The sequence below is a fragment of the Uliginosibacterium flavum genome (assembly GCF_040566545.1).
In the GTDB taxonomy this organism is placed as follows: domain Bacteria; phylum Pseudomonadota; class Gammaproteobacteria; order Burkholderiales; family Rhodocyclaceae; genus Uliginosibacterium; species Uliginosibacterium flavum.
Genome location: NZ_JBEWZI010000005.1, coordinates 25,347 through 45,610 on the forward strand (window position 1 = coordinate 25,347; position 20,264 = coordinate 45,610).

General features: G+C 63.4%; 1 protein-coding gene. It reads right to left on the bottom strand.

Annotated elements, in window-relative coordinates; all coding sequences use genetic code 11:
• Positions 1-192 precede the first annotated feature (192 nt).
• Positions 193-20,124 carry an immunoglobulin-like domain-containing protein gene (locus ABXR19_RS06095; RefSeq protein ID WP_354600214.1) on the bottom strand — a complete coding sequence of 6,644 codons (19,932 nt, stop codon included), beginning with the start codon at positions 20,122-20,124 and terminating at the stop codon, positions 193-195.
• Positions 20,125-20,264: the final 140 nt, after the last annotated feature.

The window sequence follows — 20,264 nt, forward strand, 5'->3', positions numbered from 1 at the left end:
TCGGTTTATTGAATGCCCAAGCGGAGACCCGTGTCCTGCTTCAGCGGAATTTGGTCTTGAATAGGCGTGCTTGCAGAGCCGCGCCCAGCTTGGCTGAGCGGATAGGTCGCCTGTAAAGCAAGTGTGGGTGCGGGTCTGCAGCAAGGGGGTTGAGTTTTCCCCCTCGCTGCTTTTCCTTTGTTTTTGCCCGAATTAATCCGACTGCAGTTTTCCCTTTGCGAGCAGGTCCTGGATGATGGTCTGATCACTAAGTGTGCCGTTACTGGTGAGATCAACGCCGCTGAGTACGATCTGCTGATCGACGGCCGCAGCCGAGAATCCACTGGAGAACGCGCCGCCACTGCTGATCTGCACGGTGGTATTGCCGCCCGAACTGGTGAAGTGCAAGTAGTTGCCGAGTGAGCCCGCGTCGTTGCCTGTATGGTATTCGCCTTGCAGCAGATCGCGAAGGTCGAGTACGTCGCCGCCTGCAGCGGCGGAGCCGTTGTCGTAGGAGTTGATCGTATCCACGGCCGGGGAGCCGGTCGCGCCACGATCCGCCAGACTCCAGACGAATACGTCAGAGCCTGCGCCGCCAGTGAGTGCATCGTTACCACCGCCACCGGTGAGGCGATCACTGCCATCTCCGCCGGATAGCGTGTCATTGCCCTGACCACCGAAGAGCTGGTCGTTGCCGGCGTCGCCGTTCAGTACGTCGTTGCCGGTGTTGCCGGACAGTAGGTCGTGGCCAGCACCGCCACTGAGGGTGTCATTGCCAGTCTGGCCGAAAATCTGGTCGTTGATGGCCGAACCGGTGTAGGCCGTGCTGCTGGCGTCGATGGTGATGGCGTTGTTGTAGCTCGACAGGGTGAGCGTGGAGCTGCTGGTGTCGCCGTCGGCATCAGTCAGGGTGTAGCCGATGTTGATCGGGGCAATGACGGTGGTCGACGAATCTTCGAGCACGGACTGGAAACTTACTCCGCTGATGCGGGCGTAGGTGTCCGAGGCCGCCTGGACTTCGATCCAGCCGACATTGCTGAACTGCGCAGGCAGGGTGACAGTGCCTTCGGCAGTGCTGACGAAGCTGCCCAGCAGGTGTCCGTCGATGTGATAGACGTTGTAGCTCAAGGAACTTGAGCCACCCACCCCGATACGGTCGCCGAGATTGCTGCTCCCCCCACTGATGGTAAAACTGATGTTTTCCACGCCGCGCGGATGGGTGGTCGTGTTGAAACTGAACTGCATGGTCTCCAGCCCATCCAGATAGCGAGCGGGGTTGGTGTTTACGTCGGCGGCCATTGCCGAGCTGGCGACGCCTTGGCCAGTAACGCCAGCCCCATCGTTGGCGGTGCCCGTCGGGTTGTAGAAGGTGATGCCGGCACTGGCTCCGTTCTCGTCGCGGCCGCTGATGGTGAGGCCTGTCGTTGCGACCGGTGCTGTTGTCAGGGTGACATTGACGAGAGTGTCAATCGGGGGATTCGGCAGGCTGGCGGTGGGCGGGGTATAGCTGTAGTAGCCCTCGTTGTTGAAGGTGAGGGTGGAGCCTGTGGCTGAAGCGCTTGTCGCAGTCCAGTTCAAGGTGCCATTTGTATCGACGGTGTAACTGCCGTTGGTGGTGTTGCCAGTGGATGTGGCTGTGAGACTAATCGTCTGGCCGTCGAAGGTGATGCTGCTCACCTTTGCATTGTCAGCCGCTGTGTCAGCACCTGCACCGCGCGCGGTGAAGTCCGTGACCAAGGTGTTTTCAGCCAGTCCGGAGTCGGTGCCCAGACCGGTGATGACATTGCCGGCGAAACTGGTGTTGTTGGGCGTGAGGCTGTCGAAGTCGGGTCGGGCAACGGGTTTGCCGTCAACAACCTCAAAATTCAGGGTAGTGCTTGGCGTAATGTCTCCATCGGAATCGCGGGCTGCAAATGAGATGGCAAACGTCGTGCCTTCGGTGGCGCTGCCGCCAGCGTAGTAAGTGTAGTCTCCGCTGGCGAAATTGAAGTTTAGCGTCCCGAGAACAAAGCCGTTGCTGCTGCCCAAGGTGAGCGTGTCGCCGGTGATAGGAGAGCCACTCGGGAAGCCGCCGCTCCAGCTGATCTGGCTGCCGTTGTAAGTGAAGGTGACGTTGATCGGGGCGGTTGCGCTGTTGTTGTCCGTATCGAGCGGTACAAGCAGTGTCTGGATGTAGCCACCGTCTGCGCCCAGCGCGCTGCCAACTGAACTGGCGCCTCCACCGACGACATTGCCGCCGTAGGAAACCGGAACCGAATTGGTCAGCGTTGCCGAAAGGTCGTTCAGATCCGGGACGATGACTGCAGCGTCACGGGTGCCGCTGGCATCAGCGTCAATATTATGGATGGTATTCAGTGCCGCTGAAGCCGTTACCCCCGTACCGATGCCGATGGCGTAGGACTGGATGGCGTTGTTAGCCGTGAAGGTGTTCCAGGTGTTGGTGGCTGTGGTGGTGTTGCCGGCCGTTGGTGTGCCATCGGAGATGAAGTAGGCAATAGTTTGACCGCTGGTGTTGTCGAGCACGCCATTGCCATTCGTGTCCAGGGCGCTGAGTGTCGTGGTAAGGCCTGCTTCGTAATTGGTGCCACCAGTGTCTGATACGGCAATGCTGTCGATGGCGGCTAGTGCCCCGGCTTTGCTGGTGAAGGTGGTGGCACCGCCGTAGTTGACCAGTACTCCACCCGGCGCGAATGTGACCAGCTGCACCGTGACAGTCGAAGCCTGATCAAAGTACTGGCTGACCAGATCCTTCATGGCCTGTTTGGCCAGATCAAGGCGAGTGGTCAAACTGACCGAACCGTTGTCGGCTTCGTCCTGAATTGCGCCGCCGGCTTCCGGTAGGGTCATCGAGCGAGAATTGTCCAGGATCAGCATCAGCTTGTAGTTGGGCATCGCGGTTTCGGTGATCTGCACCGTGCGGCTGAATGTCTGCGGACGATCATCAACAATGTTGACCTGCAGGTTGGCGCCCGTGCCGGTGCCGCCTGTCGTGGTGTAGGTAATCGCCGAGCTCAGGCTGTTGTTGTTGGCCGCCGCGCTGTGATCTGCGTTGTCGAGCAGGGTGTAGGTGTAATTGCCGATTCCTGCGCCCGTGCAGTCCACCACGACGTTGCCGACGGTGACTCCGCCGACGACATGGTTGACGCCGATGTAGCCGCTGCGTGCATCTGTGTCGTTGGTGCTGCCATCCGTGACGCCGCCCACGCTATTGACTGCTGTGATGCCGGCACTTCCTGGATCGTTGCTTAGCAGGTTGCCGCTGACGAGGGCAACTCCGCCTCCCGTTCCATTACTGAGCGCGCTTTCGTTGACCGTGATGACGTCGTCGCTGGTGGCATAGACACGTACGGAAACCGTGGCGGTGCTGGTCTGGCCCTGATCATCGGTCAGTGTGTAAGTGAAGCTGGGTGTTGTTCCGGCCGTGCCGGCTGGTGGAGTGTAGGTCCAGGTTCCATTGCCGTTGTTGACCAGCCCAGTCAGCGTACTGTTGGCGGTGATCTGGGCGCGATCAAAGAGGCTGTCATTGGCCATCAGCTGGGCGGTCGTGATGATGATCGGGCTGCCTTGGATGGCGACAAAACTGTCGCCCACCGCGACCGGCGTGCCGTCATTCATCGGTGTGACGGTGATAGTGGTTGTGGCGGGGGTGGCATCCACGGCGCCCGAATTGTCCTGCGCGGCGTACTGGAAGCTGGTGTTGCCATTCCAGTTGATGCTCGGGCGGAAATACACAGGGCCGCTGACGGTGTTGCCTGCGGTGATTGCGGTTGTGCCGGCCGCATCGCTGTATAGCGTGCCATTCGCTGGCAAACTGGAGATGACGAATCCGGTGACCGTTCCGTCCGTATCCGTGCCGGCGAGCGCAACAGTGATCAGGCTGTCTTCTGCGCCACTGATCGTGAGGGTGGTGGTGCTGGGTACATCATTAGTCGGCTGCACGGCGATGGTTGAGGTGGCCGTGTTGGCGTTGTTGTCGCCGTCGAACACGGTAACCGTGATGATGCGATTGGTGGTATTGGGCGTATTACTGGTGTTGCTGAAGGTGATGCTGCGGATCGCCGCTTCGTAGTCTGCCTGACTGGCAGAACCACTCAGGGTGATGGTGTTGCCGGACACGGTGGAAGTGATGCCGCCGGCGAGGGTGCCGAGCGTGAGGACATCGCCTGCCTGTGCATTGGTTAGCGTGATGGTGGCCAATGTCATGTTGGCCGAATCGCTGTCGATGATGTCGGCCGTGCTCGCCGCGATGCTGACTGCCGGGCCATCTTCGGTAAAGGTGTTGCTGAAGTTGTATGTGCCGGTGGATGCCTTGATCTGGAAATCGTCCCAATACACCGTGCCTGCCGTGGCGTCGTAAAGATAGGAGCGCACCTCGTAGGTGGTTCCGGCAGCCAGTTGGTAAGGCGTGAGAAGGTTGCTGAACACCGACGTGTAGTAATCCCCGCCGGCTGTGACGGCCTGGCGATCCACGATCAGGGTGGTGGAGGTGACGAAATTGTCGTTGGAGATGAGCACGGCGACCTTGTAGCCGGCTTCCAGGCCATTGTTGTACTTGTCCCAGTCAGCATTGTAGATCTGGGTGATGGTCGTGTCGGCGGGCAGGCCAGCAACGGTCGTGAAGCTGTAGGAGAGGTAGTCGTTGTTGGCGATGGCTTGATTCAGAGTGCTCGTATCCGCTCCGACAATCACGGCCAGCGTGTCGTCGAAAGTGCGGGTCAGGCCGGCCCCTACGGTTTCTGCTGTGGTGCTGCTGATCAGCGTGCCGTTGATCATGTCCGCGTTAACGGTGTTGGCCGGCGTGTTGTGGTTCCAGCCCACCAGCGTGATGTCGTCCAGCGGCGGGCCGCTCAGGTCGATGATCGGTGCAACGTCGTCGTTGAGGATGCTGCCGACGCCTGTTGCGTCGGCAATCGTGGCATTGACAGGAGTGGCGAGCGTGACCGTGAAGGTTTCGGTGGGTTCGACCCGAGCATCGTTGGTGATCGCGATGGTGATGGTCTTGCTGGTTTCGCCCGGAGCGAAAGAAATCGTGCCGGACCCTGCCGTGTAGTCACTACCGGCGATGGCGCTGCCATTGCTGGTGCTGTAGCCCACGCTGACGGTCTGCCCGGAAGCTGCAGACAGGCTGACCGTGAAGGTGGCCGTGCCAGCGGACTCGTTCACGCTCACGTCATTGATCGACAGAGCGGGGGCCGGATCATTGTCGGTGATCGTGGTGGTGATGCTGTTGTTGGTCGGGTGCGCAGCGATGGCTTCAAAGCCGCCGCCAGTGACTGAACCCAGTGTGACGACGACGGCTTCGTTCGTTTCGTCCAGTGTGTCGTTTGTGGTCGGCAAGGTGAAGGTGGCGCTGCTTGCCCCTGCCGGGATTGTGACGCTGACAACACCGGTGTAGTCGCTGCCGTTGGTGGCCGTGCCGGAGTAAGTCAGATTGACGGTGACTGGCGTGACAGCCGCCTGGCCCAGCGAGACGGTGTAATTGGTGGTCGTGCTGCCTTCAATCACGCTGCCGGGGCCGGCGATGCTGACGAGCACCGTGTCGGGCACAGCCTCGTCACTGATGGTCGTCGTGACCGTATTGTTGGTCGGATGAGCCGCGATGGCTTCAAAGCCACCACCAGTGATCGTGCCCAGCGAGACGATGAGGGTTTCGCCGGAGTCAGCTAGTGCGTCGTCGAGGGTGGCGAGGTTGAAGGTCGCGCTGCTGGCGCCAGCAGGAACCGTGACGCTGACCACGCCCGTGTAGTCGGCGCCGTTGCCAGCGGTGCCGGTGTAAGTCAGGTTGACTGTGACAGCGGTTGCTGCAGCCTGGCCCAAGGAGATGGTGTAGTTGCCAGTCGCGTTGCCTTCAGTGACGGTGGCTGGGCCGGTCAGGCTGACCAGTACCGTATCGGGAGTGGTCTCGTCGCTGATTGTCGTGGTGACGTTGTTGTTGGTCGGATGCGCCGCAATCGCTTCGAAGCCGCCGCCAGTGATTGAGCCTAGCGTAACGATGACCGTTTCGCCGGAGTCGGCGCGTGCGTCGTCGAGAGTGGCGAGATTGAAGGTGGCGCTCGTCGCACCTGCCGGGATGGTGACTGTCGCAATACCTGTGTAGTCGGCGCCGTTGGTGGCCGTGCCGGTGTAGCTCAGGTTGACCATAACGGGCGTGAATGCCGCTTGCGCAAGCGACACGGTGAAGTTGCCGGTGGCGTTGCCTTCGATGACTGTCGCCGGGCCCGTGATGCTGACCAGTACCGTGTCAGGCGTGGCTTCATCCGAAATGGTCGTGGTGACGCTGTTGTTGGTCGGGTGCGCCGCAATGGCTTCGAAGCCGCCGCCGGTGATCGAGCCGAGCGAGACGATGACCGTCTCGCCGGAGTCAGCGCGTGCATCGTCGATGGTCGGGATCGTGAAAGTCGCGCTGGTCGCACCGGCCGGCACGGTGACGCTGACAACGCCGGTGTAATCCGTGCCGTTGGTGGCCGTGCCGGTATAAGTCAGATTGACGGTGACCGGTGTGACAGCGGCCTGACCTAGTGTCACGGTGTAGTTGGTGGTCGTGGCACCTTCGATGACGGTACCGGGGCCAGCGATGCTGACCAGCACGGTGTCGGGCGTGGCTTCGTCACTGATGGTCGTGGTGACGCTGTTGTTGGTCGGGTGCGCCGCAATGGCTTCGAAGCCTCCGCCCGTGATCGTGCCGAGCGTGACGATGACTGTTTCGCCGGAGTCGGCGCGTGCATCGTCGATGGTCGGGATCGTGAAGGTCGTGCTGGTCGAACCGGCCGGGACGGTGACGCTGACAACGCCGGTGTAATCCGTGCCGTTGGTGGCGGTTCCGGTGTAGGTCAGATTGACGGTGACCGGTGTGACAGCGGCCTGGCCCAGCGAGACTGTGTAGTTGGTGGTCGTGCTGCCTTCCACCACGCTGCCGGGACCGGCGATGCTGACCAGTACCGTGTCCGGCGTGGCTTCGTCATTGATGGTCGTGGTGACGCTGTTGTTGGTCGGGTGCGCCGCGATGGCTTCGAAGCCACCACCGGTGATCGAGCCGAGCGCGACGATGACCGTCTCGCCGGAGTCAGCGCGTGCATCGTCGATGGTCGGGATCGTGAAGGTCGCGCTGGACGAACCGGCCGGGACCGTGACGCTGACGACGCCGGTGTAGTCGCTGCCGTTGGTGGCCGTGCCGGTGTAGGTTAGATTGACGGTGACCGGTGTGACGGCAGCCTGGTCCAGCGAGACGGTGTAATTGGTGGTGGTGTTGCCTTCCACCACGGCACCCGGGCCGTCGATGCTGACCAGTACGGTGTCTGGCGTAGCTTCATCGGTGATGGTCGTCGTGACGCTGTTCGCCGAGCCGGAGACTGTGAGGTTTTCAAAATTGCCGCCGCTTGCGGAGCTGACGTTGACCGTAAAGCTTTCGCTGCCTTCGGCGAAAGCATCGTCCAGCGTGGCGATGTTGAAGTTCACGCTGCTGCTGCCAGCCGGGATGGTGACGGTCGCGACGCTGGTGTAGTCCGTGCCGTTGGCCGCCGTTCCGCTGTAGCTGAGGTTTACTGTGACTGCCGTCTGTGCCGGGCTGGTGAGCGAGAGCGTGTAAACGCCAGAGCTACCTTCAACAATGTTTGCTGCACCGGTGAGGCTTAGCATAGTGGTGTTGATGGTGTCGCTGACGGTCGTATTTGCAGCCGTCGGCGAGACGACGAGGTTCTCGAAGTTGCCACCGCTCGTGGCGGTGATGCTGCGACTGACGCTGCCGGCATCGATATAAACGTCTTCACTCGGTGCGGCCACGCTGACCGTGCCGGTGGTGGCGCCGGCGGCAATCGTGATCGTTGTGCCACCCGTGATGGTGACCGTCATGGCCGTGCCGGTTGGGTTGCTCAGGGTGGCGGTGTAGACGATGGAGCCACCTTCGGCCACCGATGGGGTTGCCGTGAGTGACAGGTTGGTGCTGTCGCTGTCGTCGGTAATCGTCGTGGCTGCCGGTGTGCTGCTGGCGACGAGGTTCTCGTAGTTACCGCCCGAGATGCTGCTGATGGTGGCCGAGGTTGAGCCGCCACCGACGTAGACATTGTCTGCAGCCGTGACGGTTGTGGTGCCACTGGAGGCGCCAACCGGGATGGTGATTGTCGAACCGTTCGACAGCGTGACGGAGACCGGCGTGCTGGTGACGGGGTTGGGCAGATTGACCGTGTAGGTGATGCTGCCGCCTTCGACGACGCTGGGCGTTGCGCTCAGCGTGGCCGTGACTGTGTTGATGGTGTCGGTGATGCTGGTGACGGCCGGTGTCGGGTTGACCGTCACGAGGATGCCGCCGCCCGAGGTGCTGCTGATGCTGGCGGAGACCGAAGTGGGATCCACATACACGTCGTCCGACGCGGCGAGCGGCACATTGACCGTACCTGTTGTGCTGCCGGCCGGGATGGTGATCGTCGAGCCGTTGGAGAGCGTGACGGTCAGCGCGCTGACCGGTGCCTGGGTGATGGTGGCGGTGTAGACGAGGGTGCCACCGGCTTCAGTCAATGTCGGTGTGGCCGACAGCGAGACCGTGGCGACGTCGTCGTCGATTATGTTGGTGGTGACGGCGCCGGAAGTACCCGAGAGAACGAGACTCTCGAAGTTGCCACCGGAAGCAGAGGCCAGAGCGACCGTGAAGTTCTCGTTGCCTTCTGCCAGCACATCGTTGATCGCGCTGATCGTGAAGTTTGCCGACGAGGTGCCTGCGGGGATGGTGACTGTCGTCGTGCCCGTGAAATCAGACCCGTTGGCTGCCGTGCCGCTGTAGGCCAGCGTGACGGTGACAGCGGTCTGCGCCAGGCTGGTAAGCGAGACTGTGTAGCTGCCGTTGGCGCCTTCGGCGATGCTGGTCGCTCCGGTGAGGGACAGCGTGGTCGTGTTGATCGTGTCGGTGATGCTGGTCGCAGCGGCTGCGGGGATGACGACGAGGTTCTCGAAGTTGCCGCCAGTGGTTGAGGCGATGGTGGCTGATACCGAGCCGGCGTCGACATAGACGTCGTCCGTCGGCGCAGCGACCGAGACGCTGCCGCTGGATGCGCCGGCAGCGATGCTGATGACAGTGCCATTCGACAGCGTGACGCTCATTGCCGTGCCGGCCGGGTTCGTCAGAGAAGCGGTGTAAACAATCGAACCACCTTCAGCCACGCTGGCACTGGCAGACAGCGACAGGTTGGTGTTGTTGATGGTGTCGGTAATAGTAGTCGTGGCGGCCGTGGGGCTGACGACAAGGCTCTCAAATCCGCCGCCGGTGGCGGTGCTGATGGTGGCCGAGACGGAGCCGGCGTCGACGTACACATCGTCCGTTGGCGCGGCGACAGAAACGGTGCCTGTGCTGCTGCCGGCGGCGATGGTGATGGTCGAACCGTTCGACAGCGTGACCGTGACAGGCGAGGCGGCCGGGCTGGTCAGCGAGGCGGTGTAGATGATGCTGCCGCCTTCGGCGACCGACGGGGTCGCCGTCAGCGAGACCGTGGTGACATCGGAGTCGTCGGTGATCGTGGTCATTGCCGGGGTGCTGCTGGCAACGAGGTTCTCGAAGTTGCCACCGGACAGTGTGGCGATGGTGGCAGATGCCGAGCCACCTCCGCTGTAGACGTTGTCGGCAGCTGTGACCGTTGCTGTGCCGCTTGATGCGCCGACCGGGATGCTGATCGTTGAGCCATTGCTCAGCGTGACCGACACCGGCGAGCCGGTAACCGGATTGGGCAGCGAGACGGTATAGGTGATGCTGCCGCCTTCGACAACGCTGGCGGTTGCCGTCAGCGTGGCGGTGACAGTGTTGATGGTGTCGCTGACGGTCGTGCTGGCGGCAGTCGGGCTGATCGTCACTGCCTCGAAATTTCCTCCCGTGGTGGACGCAATCGTGGCCGAGACCGAGCCTGCGTCGATGTAGACATCGTCAGTTGGAGCTGCGACGGAAACAGTGCCGGTCGATGCCCCTGCAGCGATGTTGATGACGGCGCCGGTCGACAGCGTGACCGTCATCGCCGTGCCAGCCGGATTGGTCAGCGAGGCGGTGTAAACAATCGAGCCACCTTCAGCTACAGACGGGGTGGCTGTCAGCGAGACGGTCGTATTGTCGCTGTCGTCGGTGATCGTTGTTGTCGCGGGCGTGCTGCTGGCAACGAGGTTCTCGAAGTTGCCGCCGGAGATCGTGCTGATGGTGGCGGATGCCGAGCCACCGCCTGCGTAGGCATTGTCGGCAGCGGTGACGACGGCGGTGCCGCTGGATGCGCCAACCGGGATGTTGATTGTCGAACCATTGGAGAGCACAACCGACACAGCCGAGCCGGTGACCGGGTTGGGCAGGGAAACGGTGTAGGAAATGGCGCCACCTTCAACCACTGAAGCCGTGGCAGTGAGTGTGGCGGTGACGGTGTTGATGGTGTCGCTGACGGTCGTGCTGGCAGCAGTCGGGCTGATCGTTACTGCCTCGAAGTTGCCGCCCGATGTCGACGTGATGGTGGCCGAAACGGAACCGGCGTCGATATAGACATCGTCAGTCGGAGCTGCGACGGAAACAGTGCCGGTCGATGCGCCTGCCGCGATATTGATGACAGAGCCGTTCGATAGCGTGACGCTCATGGCCGTGCCGGCCGGATTGGTCAGCGAGGCGGTGTAAATAATCGAACCACCTTCGGCCACCGACGGGGTGGCAGTCAGCGAGACGGTCGTACTGTCGCTGTCATCGGTGATGGTCGTTGTGGCAGGCGTGTTGCTGGCAACGAGATTCTCGAAGTTGCCACCCGACAACGTGGTGATGGTGGCCGAGGCCGAACCACCGCCGACGTAGACGTTGTCGGCAGCGGTCACGACGGCAGTGCCGCTGGATGCGCCGACCGGGATGGTGACGGTGGCGCCATTCGACAGCGTGACGACAACCTGCGAGCTGGTAACAGGATTGGGCAGCGAGACGGTGTAGGTGATCGCGCCGCCTTCGACGACGCTGGCCGTTGCCGTCAGTGTGGCGGTGACGGTGTTGATGGTGTCGGTGACGGAGGTGGTGGCAGCCGCCGGCGAGACGACCAAGGCTTCGAAATTGCCGCCCGTGGTGGAAGCTATCGTGGCCGAGACCGAACCGGCATCGATGTAGACATCGTCAGTCGGAGCTGCGACGGAAACAGTGCCGGTCGATGCGCCCGCCGCGATGTTGATGACAGCGCCGTTCGACAGCGTGATGGCCATGGCCGTGCCAGCCGGGTTGCTCAGGGTGGCGGTGTAAACAATCGAACCGCCTTCGGCCACCGAAGCAGTGGCGGAGAGCGACAGGTTGCTTGCGTTGTTGGTGTCGGTGACGGTTGTCGTGGCGGCCGTAGGGCTGACGACGAGGTTCTCGAAGTTGCCGCCGGCGGTAGAGGTAATTGTGGCGGACAAGCTGCCTGCGTCGACATACACGTCGTCAGTCGGCGCAGCGACAGACACCGTGCCGTTGGAAGCGCCTGCAGCGATGTTGATGACGGCGCCATTGCTGAGCGTGACGCTCATGGCCGTGCCGGCCGGGTTGGTCAGCGAGGCGGTGTAGACAATCGAACCGCCTTCGGCCACCGACGGTGTGGCGACCAGTGAGACCGTGGTGTTGTCGATGGTGTCGGTGATGCTGGTGACGGCGGCGGTCGGGCTGATCGACAGCGGAATGCCGCCGCCCGAGGTGCTGCTGATGGTGGCGGAGACCGAAGACGGGTCGGCATACACGTCGTCGGACGCGGCCAGCGGCACATTGACCGTGCCTGTGGTGCTGCCCGCCGCGATGGTGATCGTCGCGCCGTTGGACAGCGTGATGGTCAGCGCGCTGGTGGGAGCCTGCGTGATGCTAGCGGTGTAGACGAGGGTGCCGCCGGCTTCGCTCAGCGTCGGCGTCGCTGACAGCGAGACGGTGGCGACGTCGTCGTCGACGATGTTGGTGGTGATGGAGCCACCAACGCCGCCAGCGATGGCGAGGTTCTCGAAGTTACCGCCGTTGGCCGAGACCAGGGTGATGGTGAAGTTCTCGGTGCCTTCGGCCAGCGCGTCGTTGATGGTGCTGATCGTGAAGTTCGCGCTGGAGGCGCCGGCAGGAATCGTGACCGTGGTCGTGCCGCTGAAGTCGGTGCCGCTGCCGGTGGCCATGCCACTGTAGCTGAGCGTGACGGTGACTGCCGTCTGCGCCGGGCTGGTCAGCGAGACGGTGTAGCCGCCGCTGGCGCCTTCGGCAACGCTGGCCGTGCCGGTGATCGACACGGTGGTGGCGTCGAGCGTATCGGCGATGCTGGTCGTGGCGGCTGCCGGGTTGATGGCAAGGGTTTCGAAGTTGCCACCGGTGGCGGTGCTGATGGTGGCCGACACCGAGATGGCGTCGAGGTACACATCGTCAGTCGGTGCGGCGACCGACACGGTGCCGGCGCTGCTGCCGGCGGCGATGCTGATCGTCGCGCCATTACTGAGCGTGACGGTGACAGGGGTGGCGGCCGGGCTGGTCAGCGAGGCGGTGTAGACGATGCTGCCGCCTTCGGCAATCGCGGCGCTGGCTGTGAGCGAGACGGTAGTGGTGTTGTTGGTGTCGGTGACCGTCGTCGTGGCTGCAGTCGGCGAGACGACGAGGGCTTCGAAGTTGCCGCCGCTGGTCGATGTGATGGTGGCCAAGACCGAGCCTGCGTCGATGTAGACGTCGTCGGCCGGTGCGGCGACGGAAACCGTGCCGGTCGATGCGCCTGCGGCGATGTTGATGACAGCGCCATTGCTGAGCGTAACGCTCATCGCCGTGCCAGCCGGGCTTGTCAGCGCGGCGGTGTAAACGATGGAGCCACCTTCGGCCACGGACGGGGTGGCCGTGAGCGAGAGCGTAGTGCTGTCGCTGTCGTCAGTGATCGTTGTTGTCGCGGGCGTGCTGCTGGCGACGAGGTTTTCGAAGTTGCCGCCTGACAGGGCAGTGATGGTGACCGAAGCCGAACCGCCACCGGCGTAGACGTTATCGGTAGCGGTCACGATGGCCGTGCCGCTGGAAGCACCGACCGGGATCGTGATCGTCGAGCCATTGCTGAGCGTGACCGACACAGCCGAACCGGTGACCGGGTTGGGCAGCGAGACTGTGTAGGTGATGGCGCCGCCTTCCACCACGGAAGCGGTGGCGGTAAGTGTCGCCGTAACGGTGTTGAGGGTGTCGCTGACCGTGGTCGTGGCAGCGGTCGGACTGATCTTCATCGCCTCAAAGTTGCCACCACTGGTCGAAGCGATGGTGGCCGATACGGAGCCTGCGTCGATATAGACATCGTCAGTCGGTGCAGCGACAGAGACCGTGCCGGTCGAGGCGCCTGCAGCGATGTTGACAACAGCACCATTCGACAGCGTGACGGTCATCGCTGTGCCGGCCGGGTTGGTCAGCGCGGCGGTGTAAACGATGGAGCCGCCTTCTGCCACGGACGGGGTAGCAGTCAGCGAGACGGTGGTGCTGTCGCTGTCGTCGGTGATGGTGGTGGTTGCCGGCGTGCTGCTGGCGACGAGGTTCTCGAAGTTGCCACCGCTGAGCGTGGTGATGGTGACCGAAGCCGAGCCGCCACCGGCATAGACGTTGTCGGCAGCCGTCACGATGGCCGTGCCGCTTGATGCGCCGACCGGGATGCTGATCGTAGAACCATTGCTGAGCGTGACCGACACCGCCGAACCAGTAACCGGGTTGGGCAGCGAGACGGTGTAGGTGATGGCGCCGCCTTCCTCCACGGAAGCGGTGGCGCTGAGTGTGGCCGTGACCGTGTCGATGGTGTCGGTGATGCTGGTGACGGCCGGAGCCGGATTGACCGACACCAGGATGCCGCCGCCCGAGGTGCTGCTGATGCTGGCCGAGACCGAAGTGGGATCCACATACACGTCGTCCGACGCGGCGAGCGGCACATTGAGCGTGCCCGTTGTGCCGCCGGCCGGGATGGTGATCGTCGAGCCGTTGGACAGCGTCACGGTCAGTGCGCTGACCGGTGCCTGGGTGATGGTGGCAGTGTAGACGATGGTGCCGCCGGCTTCGCTCAGCGTCGGCGTGGCCGACAGCGAGACTGTGGCGACGTCGTCGTCGATGATGTTGGTGGTGACAGCGCTGGAGGAACCCGAAAGTGCGAGGTTCTCGAAGTTGCCGCCGCTGGCCGAGACCAGGGCGACCGTGAAGCTCTCGGTGCCCTCGGCGGCGACGTCGTTGATCGTGTTGATCGTGAAGTTCGCGCTGGAGGCGCCAGCAGGAATCGTGACCGTCGTCGTGCCCGTGAAGTCGGATCCGTTGGCCGCCGTGCCGCTGTATGACAGCGTGACGGTGACTGCAGTCTGTGCCGGGCTGGTGAGCGAGACGGTGTAGTTGCCGTTGCTGCCTTCGTTGATCGTGGTCGCACCGATGAGGGACAGCGTGGTGAGATCGGTCGTGTCGCTGATGGCGGTGGTGGCTGCGGCCGGGTTGATCGTGACGGCCTCGAAGTTGCCACCGCTGGTCGATGCGATGGTGGCGGACACGGAGCCGGCGTCGACATACACGTCGTCAGTCGGCGCAGCGACCGACACGCTGCCCGTGCTGCTGCCGGCTGCGATGTTGATCGTGCTGCCATTCGAGAGCGTGACCGTCATGGCCGTGCCGGCCGGATTGGTCAGTGTGGCGGTGTAGACGATGCTGCCGCCTTCGCTGACTGCCGGCGTGGCGCTCAGCGAGACGCTGGTGGCATCGGAGTCGTCGGTGATGGTCGTCGTTGCAGGCGCGCTGCTGGCGACCAGGTTCTCGAAGTTGCCACCCGACAGTGTGGTGATGGTGGCCGAAGCTGAACCACCACCGCTGTAGACGTTGTCTGCCGCAGTGACCGTAGTCGTACCGCTGGAAGCGCCGACCGGGATGCTGATCGTCGAGCCGTTGCTGAGCGTGACCGACACCGCCGAACCGGTAACCGGATTGGGCAGGGAAACGGTGTAGGCAATGCTGCCGCCTTCGACAACGCTGGCCGTTGCTGTCAGTGTGGCGGTGACGGTGTTGATGGTGTCGCTGACGGTCGTGCTGGCAGCAGTCGGGCTGATCGTTACTGCCTCGAAATTGCCGCCGGTGGTGGAGGCAATCGTGGCCGAGACGCTGCCAGCATCGATGTAGACATCGTCGGTCGGTGCGGCGACGGAAACCGTGCCGGCCGATGCGCCCGCAGCGATGTTGATGACTGCGCCGTTCGATAGCGTGACGGTCATGCCTGTGCCGGCCGGGTTGGTCAGCGCGGCGGTGTAAACGATGGAGCCACCTTCGGCCACGGACGGTGTCGCTGTTAGCGAGACAGTCGTACTGTCGCTGTCATCGGTGATCGTGGTGGTGGCCGGTGTGCTGCTGGCAACGAGGTTCTCGAAGTTGCCGCCGGAGATCGTGCTGATGGTGGCGGATGCCGAGCCACCGCCTGCGTAGGCATTGTCGGCAGCGGTGACGACGGCGGTACCGCTGGATGCGCCAGCCGGGATGTTGATCGTCGAACCATTGGAGAGCACAACCGACACCGCCGAGCCGGTAACCGGGTTGGGCAGGGAAACGGTGTAGGTGATGGCGCCACCTTCGACCACCGAAGCCGTGGCTGTGAGTGTGGCGGTGACGGTGTTGATGGTGTCGGTGACGGTCGTGCTGGCAGCAGTCGGGCTGATCGTCACTGCCTCGAAGTTGCCACCACTGGTTGATGCAATGGTGGCCGAGACCGAGCCTGCGTCGATGTAGACATCGTCAGTCGGTGCGGCGACCGAGACCGTGCCGGTCGAGGCGCCTGCAGCGATGTTGATAACAGCACCATTCGACAGGGTGACGGTCATGCCTGTGCCAGCCGGGTTGGTCAGTGCGGCGGTGTAAACGATGGAACCACCCTCGGCCACGGACGGCGTGGCAGTGAGCGAGACGGTCGTACTGTCGCTGTCGTCGGTGATCGTGGTGGTGGCCGGTGTGCTGCTGGCGACAAGGCTCTCGAAGTTGCCGCCGGAGATCGTGGTGATGGTGGCGGATGCCGAGCCACCGCCTGCGTAGGCATTGTCGGCAGCGGTGACGACGGCTGTGCCGCTGGATGCGCCAACCGGGATGTTGATCGTCGAGCCGTTTGATAGCGTGACTGACACTGGTGAACCGGTGACCAAGTTGGGCAGGGAAACGGTGTAGGTGATGGCGCCACCTTCGACTACAGAAGCGTAGGCAGTCAGCGTGGCGGTGACGGTGTCGATGGTGTCGCTGACCGTCGTGCTCGCTGCTGCCGGACTGACGATGAGGTTCTCGAAATTGCCGCCGGTGGTGGAGGCAATCGTGGCCGAGACGCTGCCAGCATCGATGTAGACATCGTCGGTCGGTGCGGCGACGGAAACCGCGCCGGTCGATGCGCCCGCAGCGATGTTGATGACTGCGCCGTTCGATAGCGTGACGGTCATGGCCGTGCCGGTCGGGTTGGTCAGCGAGGCGGTATAGACGATGCTGCCACCTTCGGCCACGGATGGGGTGGCAGTCAGCGAGACGGTCGTATTGTCAGCCGGCGTTTCGTCGTTGATGGTGGCGTTGCCGCTGGCCGACGGGTTTGCCGTGAGGCCGCTGGTAACGGAGGCTGTGAGAGTGAAGATTTCGCCGCTGTCGGCAAGCGGGTCGTCGAGCGTGGCAACGCGCACCTGCACGCTGGTGGCGCCTGCGGCGATGGTGACGCCGGCTGCAGGGACGGGCACCCAGCTGCTGCCGTTGAAGTATTCGAGGGCGTTGGCGGTGTCGCTGCCGACCGTGGCGCTGCCCGATGTGAGCGCGGGGGTGAACACGACAGCCGTGGTGCTGGGGTTGGACAGGCTGACGGTGAAGACGGCCTGGTTGCCCTCGGTGACGACGACATCGCTGATGCTGAGGGTTGGCGTGTCGTTGTCGACGAGGGTGGTGGTGACGCTGTTGCTGCTGCCCGAGACGGTGAGGTTCTCGAAGTTGCCGCCCGTGGCGGAAACCAGATTGACGGTGAAGCTCTCGCTGCCTTCGGCGAGCACATCGTCGATAGCGCTGATGCTGAAGCTGGCCGAGCTGGCACCAACCGGGATGGTGACGGAGGTGGTGCCGGTGAAGTCCGTGCCGTTGGCGGCGACGCCGCTGTAGGTGAGGGTTAGGGAGACGGGCGCGCTGCCGGCCGGGCTGGAGAGCGAGACGGTGTAGCTGCCGCTGGCGCCTTCGGTGATGCTGGATGAACCGGTGAGCGAGGCGGTGACGGTATCGATGGTGTCGCTGACTGTCGTACTTGCCGCCGTCGGCGAGACGGTGAGGGACTCGAAGTTGCCACCGCTGGTGCTGGCGATGGTGGCGGAGACTGAGCCGGCATCGAGGTAGACGTCGTCGCTCGGTGCGGTGAAGGAGACAGTACCGCTGGAAGCGCCTGCGGCGATGTTGATGACGGCGCCGTTCGACAGAGTGACGGCCATGGCCGTGCCAGCCGGGTTGGTCAGCGTGGCGGTGTAGACGATGCTGCCGCCTTCAGCGACTGACGGCGTGGCGGAGAGCGAAACGGTCGTGCTGTCACCATCGTCGGTGATGGTGGTGGTGGCGGGCGGGCCGCTGGCAACGAGGTTCTCGAAGTTGCCGCCGGAGATCGTGCTGATGGTGGCGGATGCCGAACCACCGCCCGCGTAGACGTTGTCGGCTGCCGTGACACTGGCCGTGCCGCTGGAAGCTCCGACGGGGATGTTGATCGTTGAACCATTCGAGAGCACAACTGACACGGGTGAACCGGTGACGGGCTGGGTCAGCGAGACGGTGTAGGTGATGCTGCCGCCTTCGACAACGCTGGGCGTTGCGGTCAGCGTGGCGGTGGTGGTGTCGATGGTGTCGCTGACGGTGGTGGTCGCAGCGGTCGGACTGAGGATGAGGTTTTCGAAGTTGCCGCCGGTGGTGTTGGCAATCGTGGCCGACACCGAACCGGCATCGATATAGACATCGTCGGTGGGAGCAGCGAAGGAGACGGTGCCGCTGGAAGCGCCAGCGGCGATGTTGATGATCGCGCCGTTCGACAGGGTGACGGACATCGCCGTGCCGGCGGGTTTGGTCAGTGAGGCTGTGTAGACGATGCTGCCGCCTTCGGCGACTGACGGCGTGGCAGTGAGCGAGACGGTGGTGCTGTCGCTGTCGTCAGTGATCGTCGTTCTCGCCGGCGTGCTGCTGGCGACGAGGTTCTCGAAGTTGCCGCCCGACAGACTGCTGATGGTGGCCGATGCGGAGCCGCCGCCGGCATAGACGTTGTCGACAGCGGTGACGACGGCCGTGCCGCTGGATGCGCCGACAGGGATGCTGATCGTCGAACCATTCGAGAGCACAACTGACACGGGCGAACCGGTGACGGGCTGGGTCAGCGAGACGGTGTAGGTGATGCTGCCGCCTTCGGTAACGCTGGGCGTGGCGGTCAGCGTGGCGGTGGTGGTGTCGATGGTGTCGCTGACGCTGGTCGTGGCGGCCGTAGGGCTGACGAGCAGATTTTCGAAGCCGCCGCCAGTGGCGGTGCTGATGGTCGTTGAGACCGGGCCGGCATCAACGTAAACATCGTCACTGGGCGCTGCGACCGATACCGTGCCCGTGCTGCTGCCGGTAGCGATGCTGATGGTCGCGCCGTTCGACAGCGTGACGGTGACCGCCGAGGCGGCCGGGCTGGTCAGCGAGGCGGTGTAGACGATGCTGCCGCCTTCGGCGACTGCTGGCGTGGCAGTCAGCGAGACGGTGGTGCTGTCGGAGTCGTCGGTGATCGTGGTCGTTGCTGGCGTGCCGCTGGCGACGAGGTTCTCGAAGTTGCCGCCAGACAGATTGCTGATGCTGGCGGTGGCCGAGCCACCTCCGCTGTAGAGGTTGTCGGCAGCCGTAACGGCGGTCGTGCCAGAGGAGGCACCGACCGGGATCGTGACGGTCGAGCCATTCGACAGCGTGACGACGACAGGCGAGCCGGTGACCGGATTGGGCAGGGAAACGGTGTAGGTGATGGCGCCACCTTCAACCACCGAAGCCGTGGCTGTGAGCGTGGCGGTGACGGTGTTGATGGTGTCGGTGACGGCGGTCGTCGCCGGAGCAGTGCTGGGCTGCAGGCTTTCGAAGCCGCCGCCAGTGGCGCTGCTGATGCTGGCGGAAACACTGCCGGAATCGACATAGACATCATCGCCGGGTGCCGCAACAGATACGCTGCCCGAGCTGCTGCCGGCGGCGATGGTGATGACGGCGCCATTCGACAGGGTAAGCGTGACCGGGCTGGCAGCAGGGTTGGAGAGCGTGGCCGTGTAAACGATGCTGCCGCCTTCGGCAACGCTGGGGGTCGCGCTGAGTGAGGCGGTGGTGACGTCGCCGTCGTCACGGACCGTGCTGCTGACCGGATCGGGCAGCTCGTAGGCCGGGAAGGCTCCGCCGCTGGCGCTGGTGACGCTCACGGTGAGGGTGTCGGTGCCCTGCAGGTAGGCATCGTCGGCGCGCACGCTGACGGGTGCGCTGCTGGCACTGCTGGCACCGACCGGGATGGTCAGGGTGAGGCCGTTGCTGAGGCTGACGAGGAGTGGGGTGCCGCTGACGAAGGAGCCTGCCGTGACGGTATAGACCAGGCTGCCACCTTCGCTGACCGAGCCGCTGGAGGCGCTCAGGGCCAGGGCGTCAGGTGAGAGGGGGATGATGACGGCCGCAGGCTCTTCTTCGCGAGGAGCCTCTGCGGTGGCAGGATTGATCAGGATGTCTTCCGCAGCCAGCGCGTTGCTACGGAAGGAGAAGCTCAGTGGGTCCACGCCTTCGACAATCCGCAGCAGACGCACAAAACCATGGCCGCCGTCGGCTGCGCCGCCTGCATTCAAGCCGGCCTCTGGCGCGGCGAGGTTGGCAAAGGGGTCCAGACCGGAGTCCAGGGCGTTGATGACGCTTTGAACTTCGGCTGAATTGCCTGGCTGGATCGCCGCTTCGCTGCGGTCTGTGCTGGCTTGGCTCAATAACTCTTCATTAACTGTGACGGTGCGGCCCCCGCCGATGTCCAGCAATTGACCGTCAGCCAATTGAAGGAATAGATGTCCTTTCGGGTCAATGCTGACTTGTTGCCCCTGCTCAACCTGGTCACCTGGCTTGAGTGCGACCAGTTGTCCCTGTTCGTTCCGGAGATAGGCTTTGCCTTCGATGCGGACGATGGTGGCAGTGTTGGCGGCGGTATTGGAGGTGGCCATGGGGACGCTCTCTTGTGAGGATTAGGGGCAATGACAGGGACTCTACGGCCGGGATTGGGGGCGCCGTATCGTACTCAGGTACTAGATAGATGCTGCAGTGTGGCGCACGTCACGAAAAGCGAGGGTTTCGTGACCAGGGC

Excerpts from the sequence above, each read along its gene's own strand:
- ABXR19_RS06095 (WP_354600214.1), bottom strand. The coding sequence starts at position 20,124 with ATGGCCACCTCCAATACCGCCGCCAACACTGCCACCATCGTCCGCATC.